Origin of the sequence: Thermoanaerobacterium sp. PSU-2 (assembly GCF_002102475.1) — a bacterium.
Lineage (GTDB): Bacteria > Bacillota > Thermoanaerobacteria > Thermoanaerobacterales > Thermoanaerobacteraceae > Thermoanaerobacterium.
The window spans coordinates 15780-31563 of record NZ_MSQD01000008.1; the positions used below are offsets into that span (position 1 = coordinate 15780).

Below are 15784 nucleotides of genomic sequence, written 5' to 3' on the forward strand. Positions count from 1 at the left end.
TCGAGGTGATACTAAATGAAGATAGCATTGGCACAATTGAATCCAACTGTCGGCGATATAAAAAACAATTGTGAAAAGATAATCATGAATATAAAAGAGGCTAAAAAAGCCAATATGGATCTCATCGTCTTCCCTGAATTGTCTATAATCGGATATCCTCCAAAGGACTTGCTATACAACCCTGATTTTTTAGAAACTGCAGATAGAGCTCTTAATGATATGCTTTTACCTGAAACAGAAGGCATCGGCGTCATTGTAGGAACCGTTACAAGAGATGATGAGAAAGACTATTTACTTCACAACTCAGCGCTTCTCCTTTACAATGGCAAAATAGTAGGACAAGCAGATAAAACCCTTTTGCCAAATTACGATGTATTTGATGAGCAAAGGTATTTTGAACCAGCTAAAAAGCGTGCTTGCATAGACTTTAAAGGAATGCGGCTTGCAGTCAATATATGTGAAGACATCTGGAACGACAAGGATTTCTGGGAGAGGCCAAGGTACGATATTGACGTATTAGAAGAACAGTATAGCTTAAATCCAGACATTTTTATAAATATTTCTGCATCACCATATAACCTTGGAAAGCATGAATTAAAGGTCAAAATGGTAAAGCAAATATCAAAAAAATACAAGCTGCCTCTTATATATGTAAACCAAGTAGGCGGTAATGATGAGCTGATTTTTGATGGAAATAGTTTCGTAATAAATTCAAATGGCGAAAGAGTATCAAACCTTAAAGCTTTTTGCGAAGATCTCGCTTTTATTGATACTGATGAGCTTAAATATCTTTCACCTCTAGAAGATGTAAAAGAAGACATATCGTGGATACACGATGCACTGATCTTAGGGCTTAGAGATTATTTTAGAAAGACTGGCTTTAAAAAGGCAGTGGTAGGCTTAAGCGGCGGAATTGACTCTGCTGTCACATGCGCCCTTGCAGTAAAGGCTTTAGGGCGTGAAAATGTACTTGGAGTTTCTATGCCATCTCGGTATTCCTCAGAAGGCAGCAAAGATGATGCAAGAGACCTTGCTCAAAACTTAAATATCGAATACCGAGTAATACCTATTGAAGATGTATTTAAAAGCTATATATCAATTTTTAATAGAAATGGCGATGCTGTAGGTGACCTTGCAGAAGAAAATCTGCAGGCAAGAATAAGAGGAAATTATCTAATGTTCATATCAAATAGAGAAGGGCACATGGTGTTGACAACAGGAAACAAGTCAGAAATAGCCGTAGGATACTGCACACTGTATGGTGACATGAGCGGCGGACTTGCTGTAATATCTGATGTTCCAAAGACAATGCTGTATGAGCTTGCAAAGTATATAAATAAGGAAAAGACAATAATTCCAATATCCACTATAGAAAAGGCTCCATCAGCCGAACTTAGGCCAAATCAAAAAGACACAGATTCTCTACCACCGTACGAGATACTTGACGATATATTAAAGCTGTACATAGAAGAAGATAAATCGATAAGTGAGATCGTATCAAGAGGCTATGATGAAGCATTGGTAAAAGATGTCATAAGGAAGGTGAATAATGCTGAATACAAGAGAAAGCAAGCAGCGCCAGGTCTTAAAGTCACCACAAAAGCATTTGGCGTAGGAAGGCGAATGCCAATTGCACAACGTTTCAGACCATGATTTAAGGGAGGCTTAAATATTGTCTAAAAATTTAAAAAGCGATATAATGCTACTTTTAGTAACTGTCATCTGGGGGTCTACATTTGTCGTAGTAAAAAATGCTACAAGCATATTGCCAGTTTACAACTTTTTGTTTTTAAGATTTCTCATAGCACTTATCGTGCTTGTCATAATGTTTGGCAAGAGGCTGCTTCACATTGATAAAAAAACATTTGCAGTCTCTATCATTGTAGGCATAATGCTTTTTTTAGGTTATGCTTTTCAGACATTAGGCTTAAAATACACGACCGCATCGAAGTCTGGCTTTATTACTGGATTTAATGTGGTATTAGTTCCTATATTAGAATCAATCTTTTTAAAAGCCAAATTGTCAAAGACATCATGGTTAAGCGTATTATTAGCACTTGCTGGGTTATTTCTCATGACGGCCAATATTGACTTAAAAATTAACTTTGGAGACTTTCTCACCCTCCTTTGTGCCGTATCTTTTGCTTTTCAGGTAGTCTTGATAGCAAAATACGCGCCATCAGTAGATACCGTGTCATTTGCAATAATTCAGATATTCGTCGTAACACTATCAAGTGGTATTCTTTCATTTGTATACGAGAAACCTATAATACCAACTGATAAAACCGTTTGGTTTGCCCTAATATTGACAGGCATATTTGCAACGGCGTTTGCATTGGCAGTTCAAAATACGATGCAGGCAAATACATCTGCCACACATGCTGCCATCATATTCTCTTTAGAGCCTGTTTTTTCAGCCATAACTGCTTATTTAGTATCTGGAGAAATCATGACATTGCGATCCATCATAGGAGGATTTCTCATGCTAATAAGCATGATTCTATCTGAAATGCCGTCTAAAGATAATTTAAGGGCTTAAAAAGCCCTTTTTTAATATGGTTTTATTATTTCACCCGACTTTGCATCTATTAAGCTTGATTCAACAGGATCGTCCACTGTGTACACCGGTATTATGCCATTTGCAGTTTTGTAGTATTTCAGTGAAAAATTGCATAATTTCAGGTATTTAGTTGTAACATCATCTTGTTTCATAATGTTGACAGGCTTTGGATAAGGTATATCGTAGTTTTTGTAAGTATATGCAGATATGTTTCCATCTCCATCAACATCTACTGTTATGCCATTGTTTATAAAAGGTATGTTGTAATGTTTTAGTGGGAAGACAAAGTGGTATCCATAGATATTGCTATTCATATTATTAGCATCATTAAATCCAAAATCAATATACGGCAATACTTCTTTGAAATTTTCTCTTACAAATGATTCTGCTTTATTAAGAGCTGTTTCCCGGGAAATTGATGAATTAAAATCGCTTTTAGTGCTTTTTAAAATATCAACTACATTTCCCGTATCTGCATTTACAGCGACGTGCAAATATCCTACTCCATTTAATTTGTTCCATGAGAATGTCCATACTTTTAAATTAAGCCCACCGTATTTTTCCATGTAAGCTGTATCCTTTAATTCATAATCGCTTCCTGCATATTTTGCTGCTATTTTTAAGGCTTTCTCTTTGTCTACAGATACTTTGCTTAATACAATCTCCATATCCATTTTAATATCTGCATTGCTTGGAGCACTTAGCTTTACTGCGTTTCCATTTATATCTATTATATCGCCTGTATAAGCATTTATCATGTATTGAGGCGATGGTGAAACATATACAAGTTTTACATCGCCTTTATTTCTACTGTAAATTACCATATAGACCAATCTAGGTTTTAGATATTCTTTAAAAAGCTTTGTAGCCTCATTTATATCGATCACGTTTTTTAGTGTAGGCAAGTCTCCATCTGTCCAATCATATGTGTAATGAGTGACTAAACCTGTTTTTTTATCTACAGAAACATTTATTGTATCGTACAGAAACACAATGCCATTTTCTTCTCTTTTCCATTTAAAGCTATATTCATTGTAACTGTCGTTTTTGTAATTTGCATCATACTTGTATTTGCCCAAGTTCTTAGGATTTACTCTGTCCAAAAATTCCTCTGCTATCTTTTTTGCATCGCTTCGCTTTATATTCTTGTTGCCTTTAAAATCAGTGATAAAATTGTACCTTATTATTTCACCTGTCTTAGCATCTACAGTGACAGTTGTATTCTCAAAAACGTCGTTCTTTGTGTAGCTTAAGATCCATACAGAGTCTTTATTTGTAAATTCTCTGTATTGAATATTCTCACTGTCGTACTTTATGCCTCCTAATTTTTCCTTCACTATAGATATGGCTTCTTCTTTTGAAATAACAGGTGAATTTTCTGCTGCATAAACATTAAATATTCCTGTCAAAATTATGAATGCAAATACAAAAGCTATTAATTTTTTCATATAAAAACACCTCCACTATTTTCTCCTATTTAGATTTTGGTCTAAATAGGATGTTTTTATACACAATGGTGGAGGTAACTTTTATATATTTTTGTATTTTTTTGCAATTGTCATTCTCACTAAAGCACGCCTCAATGCTGCTTTAGCGAGAAGATACTCTTTCTGACTCTTCTTTTGCCTTAGCCTTTCTTCGGCTCTCTCTTTAGCTGCTTCAGCCCTTTTTATGTCTATCTCCTCAGGCCATTCTGCAGCATTAGCCAGTATTACGACATTGTCCTGCTTTACTTCCATAAAGCCATTTGAAATGCTGGCTTCTTTCCATTCGTTGTCGTTTTTTATTTTAAGCGTGCCAATTCCTAATGCGACAGTCATCGGAATGTGGCCTTTTTGAACTCCTACTTCACCAGCACTTGTAGTAACAATGATTTCCTCCACATCGCCATCGTAAAATTTGCGATATGGAGTCAATACTTCGAGGTGATACTTATTGTCCATGTTATGCACCTCACTTCATTTCTTCGGCCTTTTTGTACACTTCGTCAATGTTTCCTACCATGAAAAATGCTGCTTCAGGTATGTCGTCCATTTCACCGTTGACGATCTTCTTAAATCCTTCTATTGTCTCCTTCAATGGTACATATTTACCTGGTATGCCTGTAAATGTCTCGGCAACGAAGAAAGGCTGTGACAAAAATCTCTGTATCTTCCTTGCTCTGTACACTGTAAGCTTGTCTTCATCTGACAATTCATCCATGCCAAGTATTGCTATTATATCTTGAAGCTCTTTGTACTTCTGGAGTATTTCCTGAACACGCCTTGCAACAGTGTAATGTTCTTCACCAACTATATTTGGCTCTAATATTCTTGACGTGGAATCTAATGGATCAACGGCTGGATATATGCCCATCTCAACGATGCTTCTCGACAAAACCGTAGTCGCATCGAGATGAGTAAATGTAGTCGCAGGTGCAGGGTCTGTCAAATCGTCTGCAGGCACATAAACAGCCTGTACAGATGTTATTGATCCGCTTCTCGTGGAAGTTATCCTCTCTTGAAGTGCGCCCAACTCTGTTGCAAGTGTAGGCTGATAACCAACTGCAGACGGCATTCTGCCAAGAAGTGCGGATACTTCTGAACCTGCTTGAACAAACCTGAAAATATTGTCGATGAACAAAAGCACATCCTGATGCTTTTCATCCCTAAAGTATTCAGCCATTGTAAGACCTGTAAGAGCGACTCTCATTCTGGCTCCTGGTGGCTCATTCATCTGTCCAAAGACAAATGCAGTCTTGTCAATGACGCCAGATTCCTTCATTTCATGCCACAAATCATTGCCTTCACGTGTTCTTTCACCGACACCTGTAAAAATGGAATATCCGCCATGCTCCGTCGCTATATTTCTTATGAGCTCTTCGATTAAAACCGTCTTGCCAACACCAGCACCGCCAAACAAGCCTATCTTACCGCCTTTTGCATAAGGTGTAAGGAGATCTATGACTTTTATGCCGGTCTCCAAGATTTCTGTCACTGGACTTTGCTCTTCAAAGCTGGGGGCATCTCTGTGTATAGGCATGTACTTGTCTGCTTTTACTTCGCCAAGTTCGTCCATCGTCTTGCCTAACACATTAAACATCCTGCCAAGCGTTCCTTCGCCTACCGGTACGGAAATTGGCCCGCCTGTATCAAAACATTCCATCCCTCTCTTTAGTCCATCTGTAGATGACATTGCAACACACCTTACGGTGTTATCGCCTGTATGCTGAGATACTTCTACAATTATCTCATCACCTTTAAATGGGATTCTTATGGCATTGTTGATTGGCGGCAATTCTTCGTCGAAACGTATATCAACAACCGGTCCTATTACCTGTGTTATATAACCCTTATTCATATTAGCCTCCATTCAATTTAAAAATTTTTCAAAGCCTTTAAACGGATGAACCTCCGATTATCTCCGAAAGCTCCTGCGTTATAGAAGCCTGCCTCAATCTATTGTACTCTAATGTGTACTTCGCAATCATCTTGTCAGCATTTGATGTAGCTCCATCCATCGCAACCATCCGTGAAAAATGTTCAGATGCAAAAGCATTTACCAAAAAGCTGTACACCAAGCCTTTGATGTACTCAGGAACCAAAAGGTTAAAAACTTTTGTAGGCGATGGATCGTATATCATATCGCTTAAAATTTTGACATCTTTATCGCTGTTAAAATTCTTTATATCTAAAGGCAAGATTTTTACCGTTTTTACAATCTGCCTTAATCCCGCCATCTCAGTGTAAACAGCGTAAATATCGTCTATTATTCCTCTGTCGTATATATCAACTAATAAATCAGATATTTCACCTGCTGCTGATGTGGTAGGATTTTGAGCTGTGTATAAAAATTCCACATCCACATTGTAGCCTTTCTCAAGAAAATAACTGCGACCCACTTCACCAATTACCATTAAATTTTGCGTATCACCATCTATGACTTCTTCTGCTTTTTTTATGACATTGTGATTGTATCCACCGCATAAGCCTTTGTCACCAGTTATGACGATGACTGCCTTTTTCCTTGTTCCTTTTGCTTCATGCTGTCTTTCAAAATAATGTGAAGTTGCTTCACCGCTATGAATGAGTATATCTTCCATAGTTGATTGTATCTTTTCATAGTACGGTCTTACATTGTCCAGCATTGCTTTTGCTTTTCTAAACTTTGCGGCTGATATGAGATTCATAGCTCTTGTTATTTTGCGGGTCTCTTTTACACTTTTTATCCTAAGCTGAATGTCTCGCTTTCCCATTATGCATCACCTTTCGATGCGTATTTGCTCTTGTACTCCTCAATAGCCGCCTTCAACTTTTCAATAGTATCATCTTCTAATTTTCCTGTCTCCCGTATAGTTTTCTTTATATCTGGATGATTTATGTCAATAAACTCCAACAAGTCTTTTATAAACTTCTTAACATCTTGAAGCTCTACATCCATAAGGTATTTATTCATTACTGTGTATATCATTATAACCTGATCTTCCATTGAAATAGGCTGATACCTTGGCTGCTTTGTTATCTCAACAATTCTTTCACCTTGTCTTAGCAAATCAAGAGTAGATTTATCAAGATCAGATCCGAACTGTGCAAAAACCTCTAACTCCCTGTACTGCGACAATTCCAATCTCATTCTTCCAGATACTTTTTTCATGGCTTTTTTCTGAGCAGCACCACCCACGCGGGATACTGAAAGTCCCACATTTATAGCAGGCCTTATACCTGAATAGAAAAGCTCCGACTCCAGATAAATCTGACCATCTGTTATTGATATGACGTTTGTAGGGATGTATGCTGAAATATCGCCTGCAAGGGTTTCTATTATCGGCAATGCCGTAATCGAGCCACCACCCATATCGTCGGATAGCTTAGCCGAACGCTCCAAAAGCCTTGAATGGAGGTAGAATACATCTCCAGGATATGCCTCTCTTCCTGGTGGTCTTCTCAAAAGAAGCGAAATCGTCCTATATGCCACAGCATGTTTTGAAAGGTCATCGTAGACTATAAGGACGTCTTTCTTGTCATACATAAAGTGCTCTGCCATAGCACAACCTGCATATGGTGCCAAATATTGAAGCGCTGCTGAATCACTGGCAGTTGACGCCACTACTGTGGTGTATGACATAGCTCCAAACTTTTCTAATGTATTTACAAGTCCAGCAATAGTGGAAGCTTTTTGACCAATTGCGACGTATATACAGTAGACATCTTTATCCTTTTGATTTATTATAGTATCTACTGCTATAGCAGTCTTTCCTGTCTGTCTATCTCCTATTATAAGTTCCCTCTGCCCTCTACCTATAGGAATCATGGCATCAATTGCCAAGATGCCTGTCTGCAACGGCGTATCGACAGACTTTCTCTTTATTATAGGTGGCGCTGGATACTCCACAGGCCTTGTACCATCGCTTTTTACAGGACCTTTCCCATCCAAAGGCTGTCCTAATGGATTTACAACTCTGCCTAAAAGGCCGTATCCAACAGGCACTTCCACAACTTTTCCTGTTCTTTTTACCATTGTGCCTTCTTTTATGGACTCAGGTTCCCCTAAGACAATTACGCCTACGCTATCTTCTTCAAGGTTCATAACCATGCCGTATACGCCACTCTCAAACTCTACCATTTCACCGTATATGGCTTCGTCAAGACCGTATATTTTCGCTATACCATCTCCGGCCGTTATAACGCGTCCTACATCTTCTGTTTTAATGGCAAAATCAAAATTCTTTATTTTGTCTTCAAGAATTGATGTGATTTCTTCAGGTTTTATATCCATATATTCACCTTCTATTTTTAAAAGTCTTTTCAGCTTGCACTTACTAGATTTTTAAGCATAGTTTCAAGTTTTCCTTTTATAGAGCCATCAATGACTTTATTACCTATTAAAATCTTCAATCCACCAAGTATAGACTCATCAACTGTAGGATTCAAATTGACTGTTTTTTTGAAACTCGACTCCAATCTGCTCTTAATATCGTCAAGCATCTTTGAGTCAAGCGGGTGTGCAGAAATTAATGTGGCATTTATGATACCTTTGTAATCTAAATACAATTTCTCATATTCATTAAAAATCTCCTGAAAGATGTGTTCCCTGTGTTTTGATATGATAAGCTTTATAAAATTTATGACTTCTTTATCATAACCATTTAAGATGTCATCTATCAAGCTCATCTTTTGCTTGATGTAGATGCCTCTCGTTGTAATAATTTTGTATATTTGTCTATTTTTTAACATTTCAGATATGCTTTTAAGCTCACTGTAGTATTTTTCTATGCTGTCATTTTCTATGGCTGCGTTAAAAAGAGCACGTGCATATTTTTTTGCTATTACTTGTTCCAAGATGCACCTGCCTCCTTAACCACCTCGTTGATGATCTTATCATCATCGATGTTGATATTACCAATAGCCTTTGATGCAGCTTCTATTATAAGGTGCGACAAGCTAACCCTAAGATCGTGCATAGCTTTTATCTTCTCAGTTTCAGCTTCTTCTTTTGCCCTTTCTATTATGGCTTTTGCTTCTATGTTAGCCTCTTCTATAATCTTTTCTGCCTTTTCTTTTGCATACTTTTCTGCTCTGTCGATGATGGCCTTTCCTTCATCATCTGCTTTTTTTAATATTTCTTCGTATTGTGCTTTTAATTCATTAGCTTCATGAACCTTTCTATCTGCTTCGTCCAGAGAATTCTTTATCCTCTGTGACCTTTCTTCCATGAATTGTGTAACTGGTTTAAACAAAAACTTTCTCAATATCAAGTACAAGACGACAAGATTTATGATGGTGAAAATAAAAGTATACGGATTTATAAGGCTCAATTTATTACCTTCTTTCGTATCATTATGGTTTCATGAAGAATATTATCAAAAAGGCAACTAAAAGACCATAAATAGCTGTTGCTTCAGACAAAGCACCTCCAAGGAGTAAAAACTGCATTACACTGCCTCTTGATTCTGGCTGTCTTGATACAGCTTCAACCGCCTTTCCTGTAGCAATACCTATACCTATTCCTGCACCAATACCTGAAATCGCAGCTATTCCTGCTCCTATAGCCAATAAATTCATTTTCATCTCTCCTTTAAATTAATTTTAATTATATTTTTTGCTAAGATATTTCAATTATCAGCTAAATCACTTTAAATTAAATTATATTACTATTCAACTGCTTCTTCAATATAAAGCATCGTCAAAAATACAAACACCACCATCTGCAATGCACCATCGAATAAGTCAAAGTATATGCTGAATATGGCTGGTACGACTATTGGTACTACTTTGCTTATTAAGCCCATGATTATAAAAGCTGCTATGATGTTGCCAAATAACCTGGCTGCAAGTGACAGTGGTCTTGTAAACATATCAAGAATTTTCATAGGGAAAAAGAATGGCATCGGTTCAAAAAATGATTTTGCATAGCCTTTCAATCCTTTGGCCTTAATCGACGCGATTATGACGACTATGATAGACATGATTGCCAAAGCTGAGGTTGCGCTTAAGTCTTTCGTAGGAGGTGTCAAACCAAATAAATCGATAGTGTTTGCAAGTATCAGATACAAGGCAACAGTCCCTAAGTACGGCGCAAATGATGCCCAGTGCTCTCCTAATGCATCTTTTGTGAAAGAGTTTAATGCATCTATGATGGTCTCGACAAAATTCTGCACGCCAGTAGGAACTTGATTCCAACCTCTTGTGACGATGAGAGAAGCTATCGTCAATATGGCCATTATTATCCACGTAACTACGACTGTAGTTGTAACAGGTATGCCTCCAAGTATGGGGATCGTAAACACTACCGATTGTCCTATTTCCACTTATATCACCCCTTTCGCTCATTGATAAATACAATTATAATACTTCACGATGTAAATTTCAAATCCTATTTTCATGCAATAATTTAAAATGAATTTTTTCTCTTTATCATTATTCGCCTATTTACTTATATATGCTTAATCAAAACAAAAATTCTGCCTTTCTCGTCTCAATCATTATATCGTCAATCATTTTATATACTTTAATATTTATTGTTATTAAAAACAATAATTTTATTAAAAATTTTACTCAATTATCGTTCCATTGGCTTCAACAATTGAATCTAAGTAGGTGTAGACATCATCTACACCTGTCTTTTTTAGTGAAGAAAATGGTATGATCTTCTCCTTATCAACCGAAAGCGTATCAGATATGACTTTCAAAGACATCTGCATCTCATATCTTTTCAACTTGTCTGACTTTGTAGCAACTACTTGAAAATTTATATTTCTATTTTTTAAGTAGTTAACCATTAAAACATCGTCGTCTGTAGGTTTATGCCTTATATCAACCAACATTATAGCACCTACCAAACATGCTGATGTGTTTAAGTAGGTTTCAATATTTTTAGACCACTGTTTTTTCATCTCTTTCGATACTTCTGCATAGCCATAACCCGGAAGATCAACTAAGTAGAAAGAATTGTTCACAAGATAGAAATTAATACCTTGTGTCTTTCCAGGTTTCTGGCTTACCCTTGCAAAATTGTTTCTGTTTACTATTGCATTTATAAAAGACGACTTTCCTACGTTGGACCTACCTATTACTGCAATTTGCTTAAGTCCATCATTCGGATACTGTGTCTTGTTGTATGCTGAAATCTTAAGTTCGATAGACTTTACCTTCATATTTGTTCATCACCTACTAACGACAATTTTAAGACCTCGTCTATGTTTGATACAAACTTAAATTCCATTTTCTTCTTGACGCTTTGCGGTATCTCATCTAAATCTCTTTTGTTGTCTTCTGGCGCAATTACTTTAAAAATGCCTGCCCTATGCGCCGCCAACACTTTTTCTTTTAAGCCACCTATCGGCAAAACCTTACCAGTAAGAGTTATCTCACCTGTCATGGCAATATCGCCTTTTACAGGAACTTTCTTTATTGCAGATACCATAGCAGTTACCATTGTTACGCCTGCTGATGGACCATCTTTTGGTATCGCACCTTCAGGCACATGTATGTGAATGTCTAAATTTTTGTAAAAATCGTTATCTATACCCAAAGCATCTGCATTTGATCTTATGTAGCTAAAACCTGCTTGCGCTGATTCTTTCATCACGTCTCCCAACTGACCTGTCAGTGTAAGTTTCCCGCTTCCAGGCATCGTGGTCGCTTCAACTGTAAGCGTGTCACCGCCAACTCTCGTCCACGCAAGTCCTGTCACCATGCCTACTTTATCTTTTAGATTGGCCTTGTCTACCCTGTATATTGGCTTTCCAAGGTATTTTTGCAGATTTTTCTTTCCTACTTTTATAGACTTTTCTTTATTTTCTACTATAGCTTTTATGGATTTTCGCACGACCTTTGCAATGTTTTGCTCAAGCGACCTTACGCCAGCTTCTCTGGTGTACTCAGATATTATGCCTACGATCGCCGAATCTTGTATCTTTATGATATCTTCATTAGCACCATGCTCTTTTAGAATTTTTGGAATCAAATACTCTTTAGCTATATTCAACTTTTCTTCTTCAGTATATCCAGAAATGTATATGACTTCCATTCTATCTAAAAGTGGAGCCGGTATCGTATCAAGTGTATTTGCTGTAGTCACAAATAACACTTTCGACAAATCGAATGGCAAATCTATGTAATGATCTCTGTACGTGGAATTCTGCTCTGGATCCAAAACTTCCAGCATGGCCGATGCCGGATCACCTCTAAAATCAGAGCTCATTTTATCGATCTCATCAAGAAGAAACACTGGATTCTTTGAACCGGCGATTTTCAAAGAATTTATTATGCCGCCTGGTATAGCGCCGACGTACGTCCTTCTATGCCCTCTTATCTCGGCTTCATCTCTCACGCCGCCTAGAGACAACCTTACAAATTTTCTGTTCATGGCTCTTGCAATTGACTTTCCTAAAGAAGTCTTACCTACTCCTGGAGGCCCTACAAGGCACAAAATAGGGCTTTTCATCTTCTCGTGGAAACTTCTCACTGCCAAAAACTCTAAAATCCTCTCTTTGACTTTTTTCAATCCATAGTGGTCTTCATTTAATATTTTCTCAGCTCTTTTTATATCAAGCACATCTTTCGTTTCTTCATTCCACGGCAGGTCCAAAAGCCAATCGATGTACGTCCTTATGACAGAAGCCTCTTGATAGCCTGGTCCCATCCTGCTTAACCTTTTTAATTCTTCTCTTGCTTTTTCTTTTACATAATCAGGCAAATCCTTTGATTCGATTTTTTCTTCATACTCGTCTATTTCTTGATCAATCTCGTCAGCTTCGCCGAGTTCTGCTCTTATTGCCTTTAATTGCTCTCTTAAATAGTACTCTCTTTGGCTTTTGTCTATCTGCTTGTGAACCATCATGTTGATCTTTTTCTCAATTTCCAGTATATCAAGCTCTTTTAAGATAAATCCTAATAATTTTTCCAATCTTTCTCTTGGATCAAAGCACTCCAAAAGCTCTTGATTCTTGTCTTGACTTAAGCTTAAATGTTCTGCTATTACATCAGCTAACCGCCCAGGTTCTTCGATCGTCACGACATTATAAATGCTATCCAACGGTATTTTTGATGAAATGCTTATATACTCTTCAAAAGCCGATGTTACACTTCTCATCAACGCTTCTAATTCGCTGTCTTTCTCTACCTCTGAATCTATCTTCTCTAAAACTTCCACTTCATAAAAACTTTCGTCGCTAATAAGATTTTTTAATTCTGCTCTGGAGATGCCTTCCACCAGAACTCTTACGACTTCTCCTGGAAGTCTAAGCATCTGTTTTACTTTTGTTATTGTGCCTACTCTATATATATCATCTATTGAAGGTTCGTCTATATCAGCTTGTTTTTGCGTAACCAAAAAGACAAGTTGATTTCTAAGCATTGCTTCTTCAATAGCTTTAACGGATTTTCCCCTTCCTACATCAAAGTGCATGACCATGTACGGGAACACTGTTATGCCTCTTAATGGAACCATCGGTAATATGTATTTCTTGTCCATAAAGTCACCTCTTTTGCCTATTTGCCCTATGATAAATATATTATACATTAAAACATCCTAATCTCAAAAGCTATGAAATCACACTTTTCAAATCATCTGCAGTTATTTCATCTCTCCCATGCTTTAGCGCTTTAATAGCCAGATGCTGAAGCATACCTATAGCATCTTCTCCATTTTTTGCAGCATCAGCAATTTTTATACACACTTCATCATCTACATAAAACATTCCCTTGTTGGCAGCATTTTTGATTATATCTGCCAATACTCTTTTATCGTATTCCTTAAATTGAATGATTTCGCATAAATCTAACAATTCATCTGGTAAAAGTGCAAAATCATCTACATTAACAGCAAGACAAAAATCTGCCGGAAGTCCCTCTTCTAAAAAACGTTTCACATGATCTGGAGCATTTAAAATCAAGCTGTCTTCATAGTACACTTTTTTCGATTTCATCGCATCTAAAAGTTTCAAAATGTTATCCGACGTCAAATTTTCTAAACTATCAATGTAGAGAATCCCCTTATTTGCCCTTGTGACAAGCCCCATCTTTATCTTTTTTACTTTATAAAAACCAAAATCAGTTTCATATGCGTATCCAAACAATGAATTGCCAATAAAGATATCGCTGTTTTTTCTATCAGGATAGTATTCTACAAACTCTCCACTTTTAAAGAAGCTTTCTTCACTACTTTTAATCTCCTTAAAGCACGTTCTTAAAATATCTTTTTTCCACGAACCGCCTGGACCAGTTAACACCATGCTTTTAGGATTTTGGCTACGCAAATTATTTAATATTTTTAGTACAGCTTCATCTTGTCCTAAAATATCATCAACCTTTTGCACCCGGCATTTTTCTTTAAGAGGTTCATCAAGATGCATTTGAATGAATTTTTGCCTCTCTTCATATGGCATCGCAGTATTTTGTGTCATAAAAAACCTCCTTCTACATCTGATATTATGTGATAGAAGGAGGTTTTTATATACTTACTAACTACGATACAGACTCAGATTTCTTGACTCTCTTTTTTGTCTTTTGGGACTCTGAGTAAACAATCGTAGGTGGAGCATTGTTTAAGACTGTTTCTTCCGTTATGATGCACTTCTCGATATTATCGCTGGATGGTATCTCATACATCACATCAAGCATAAGCTCTTCAAGTATTGATCTTAATCCTCTCGCACCAGTCTTCCTGTCTATTGCCTTTTGAGCAATAACGCTTAAGGCTTTTTTGTCAAATTCAAGTTTCACGCCATCTAGCTCAAACAGCTTTTCATACTGTTTTGTAAGTGCATTTTTAGGCTCTGTCAGTATTCGTATCAAAGCATCTTTATCAAGAGAATCAAGTGTCACAACAATCGGAAGCCTTCCAATAAACTCTGGAATAAGGCCAAATTTCAAGAGATCTTCAGGCATGATATTCTTTAAGATTTCGCCTATCTTCTTCTCCTGTTTACTTTGAATCTCTGATCCAAAACCTAATGACTTTTTGCCTATCCTGGATTCTATTATCTTTTCAATGCCATCAAATGCACCGCCAACGATGAACAAGATGTTCGTAGTATCGATCTGTATGAATTCTTGATGAGGGTGTTTTCGTCCACCTTGAGGTGGAACATTTGCCACAGTACCTTCCAAAATCTTTAAAAGTGCTTGCTGTACACCTTCGCCAGAGACATCCCTCGTAATCGACGGATTCTCTGATTTTCTGGCTATCTTATCAACCTCATCAATGTATACAATGCCTTTTTCTGCCTTTTCTATGTCATAATCTGCCGCCTGTATAAGCTTAAGAAGGATGTTCTCCACATCTTCGCCTACATAACCCGCTTCCGTAAGTGATGTAGCATCTGCTATTGCAAACGGCACATTAAGCATCCTTGCTAATGTCTGCGCAAGAAGCGTCTTACCAGAACCAGTAGGACCTAACATTAGGATATTGCTTTTTTGAAGCTCTACATCGTCAGATTTTACTCTGCTATTGATTCTCTTGTAATGATTGTAAACCGCTACTGCTAACGCTTTTTTTGCCTTGTCTTGACCTATTACATATTGGTCAAGAAACTCTTTTATCTCCTTTGGCTTCGGAAGTTCACCTATCTCTACATCGATGTTTTCTTCAAATTCTTCATCGATGATTTCTTGGCACAGCTCTATACATTCGTCACAGATATATACGCCTGGACCGGCAACTAATCTTTTTACCTGATCCTGTGACTTCCCGCAAAAAGAGCACTTCAACTGTTTTTGATTATCATATTTAGCCATTTTT

General features: G+C 37.2%; 15 protein-coding genes. 2 read left to right on the forward strand and 13 right to left on the reverse strand.

Features of this window, described 5'->3' with window-relative positions; genetic code table 11:
• Positions 1-15: 15 nt before the first annotated feature.
• Together BVF91_RS07580 and BVF91_RS07585 are read left to right on the forward strand one after the other, a co-directional pair.
• Complete coding sequence (locus tag BVF91_RS07580; RefSeq protein ID WP_085112837.1) at positions 16-1653, forward strand: NAD+ synthase; 1638 nt, start codon at positions 16-18, stop codon at positions 1651-1653.
• Positions 1654-1672: 19 nt separating this feature from the next.
• Entirely contained in the window at positions 1673-2539 is an 867-nt protein-coding gene (locus tag BVF91_RS07585; protein ID WP_085112838.1) for a DMT family transporter, read from the forward strand.
• A gap of 11 nt (positions 2540-2550) precedes the next feature.
• Here the strand turns inward: BVF91_RS07585 and BVF91_RS07590 are convergent, their stop codons facing one another.
• The 13 genes from BVF91_RS07590 to clpX all read right to left on the reverse strand — a co-directional run bounded on the left by BVF91_RS07590 (position 2551) and on the right by clpX (position 15780).
• Positions 2551-4008: a YcdB/YcdC domain-containing protein gene (locus BVF91_RS07590; RefSeq protein WP_085112839.1), complete on the reverse strand. Its 1458-nt coding sequence runs from the start codon at positions 4006-4008 to the stop codon at positions 2551-2553.
• An 81-nt stretch (positions 4009-4089) separates the two neighbouring features.
• Positions 4090-4503, reverse strand: coding sequence for a F0F1 ATP synthase subunit epsilon (locus BVF91_RS07595; RefSeq protein WP_014758304.1), 414 nt, complete (start codon positions 4501-4503; stop codon positions 4090-4092).
• A gap of 10 nt (positions 4504-4513) precedes the next feature.
• The gene (atpD, locus tag BVF91_RS07600) at positions 4514-5899 is read right to left on the reverse strand and encodes a F0F1 ATP synthase subunit beta (protein WP_013788575.1); all 1386 of its coding nucleotides are present in this window, start codon (positions 5897-5899) and stop codon (positions 4514-4516) included.
• A gap of 37 nt (positions 5900-5936) precedes the next feature.
• Positions 5937-6794: an ATP synthase F1 subunit gamma gene (gene atpG / locus BVF91_RS07605; protein WP_085112840.1), complete on the reverse strand. Its 858-nt coding sequence runs from the start codon at positions 6792-6794 to the stop codon at positions 5937-5939.
• Positions 6794-8314, reverse strand: coding sequence for a F0F1 ATP synthase subunit alpha (gene atpA / locus BVF91_RS07610; RefSeq protein WP_085112841.1), 1521 nt, complete (start codon positions 8312-8314; stop codon positions 6794-6796). The genes atpG and atpA overlap by 1 nt, the downstream gene beginning before the upstream one ends.
• Positions 8315-8343: 29 nt before the next feature.
• Entirely contained in the window at positions 8344-8877 is a 534-nt protein-coding gene (gene atpH / locus BVF91_RS07615; RefSeq protein WP_085112842.1) for an ATP synthase F1 subunit delta, read from the reverse strand.
• Entirely contained in the window at positions 8865-9353 is a 489-nt protein-coding gene (atpF, locus tag BVF91_RS07620; protein ID WP_013788579.1) for a F0F1 ATP synthase subunit B, read from the reverse strand. The genes atpH and atpF overlap by 13 nt, the downstream gene beginning before the upstream one ends.
• A 22-nt stretch (positions 9354-9375) precedes the next feature.
• A complete protein-coding gene (gene atpE / locus BVF91_RS07625) occupies positions 9376-9600 on the reverse strand; it encodes an ATP synthase F0 subunit C (protein WP_013788580.1) in 225 nt (74 codons plus the stop codon).
• An 89-nt stretch (positions 9601-9689) separates the two neighbouring features.
• Positions 9690-10346: a F0F1 ATP synthase subunit A gene (locus tag BVF91_RS07630; RefSeq protein WP_085112843.1), complete on the reverse strand. Its 657-nt coding sequence runs from the start codon at positions 10344-10346 to the stop codon at positions 9690-9692.
• Positions 10347-10589: 243 nt separating this feature from the next.
• Positions 10590-11192 carry a ribosome biogenesis GTP-binding protein YihA/YsxC gene (gene yihA / locus BVF91_RS07635; protein ID WP_085112844.1) on the reverse strand — a complete coding sequence of 201 codons (603 nt, stop codon included), beginning with the start codon at positions 11190-11192 and terminating at the stop codon, positions 10590-10592.
• A complete protein-coding gene (gene lon, locus BVF91_RS07640) occupies positions 11189-13513 on the reverse strand; it encodes an endopeptidase La (RefSeq protein ID WP_085112927.1) in 2325 nt (774 codons plus the stop codon). Before lon ends, yihA begins: the two co-directional genes overlap by 4 nt.
• 70 nt (positions 13514-13583) lie before the next feature.
• Positions 13584-14444 carry a sigma 54-interacting transcriptional regulator gene (locus BVF91_RS07645; RefSeq protein WP_085112845.1) on the reverse strand — a complete coding sequence of 287 codons (861 nt, stop codon included), beginning with the start codon at positions 14442-14444 and terminating at the stop codon, positions 13584-13586.
• A gap of 61 nt (positions 14445-14505) precedes the next feature.
• Positions 14506-15780 (reverse strand): ATP-dependent Clp protease ATP-binding subunit ClpX, encoded by a 1275-nt coding sequence (gene clpX, locus BVF91_RS07650; protein WP_013788585.1) that lies wholly within the window; start codon positions 15778-15780, stop codon positions 14506-14508.
• Positions 15781-15784 lie beyond the last annotated feature (4 nt).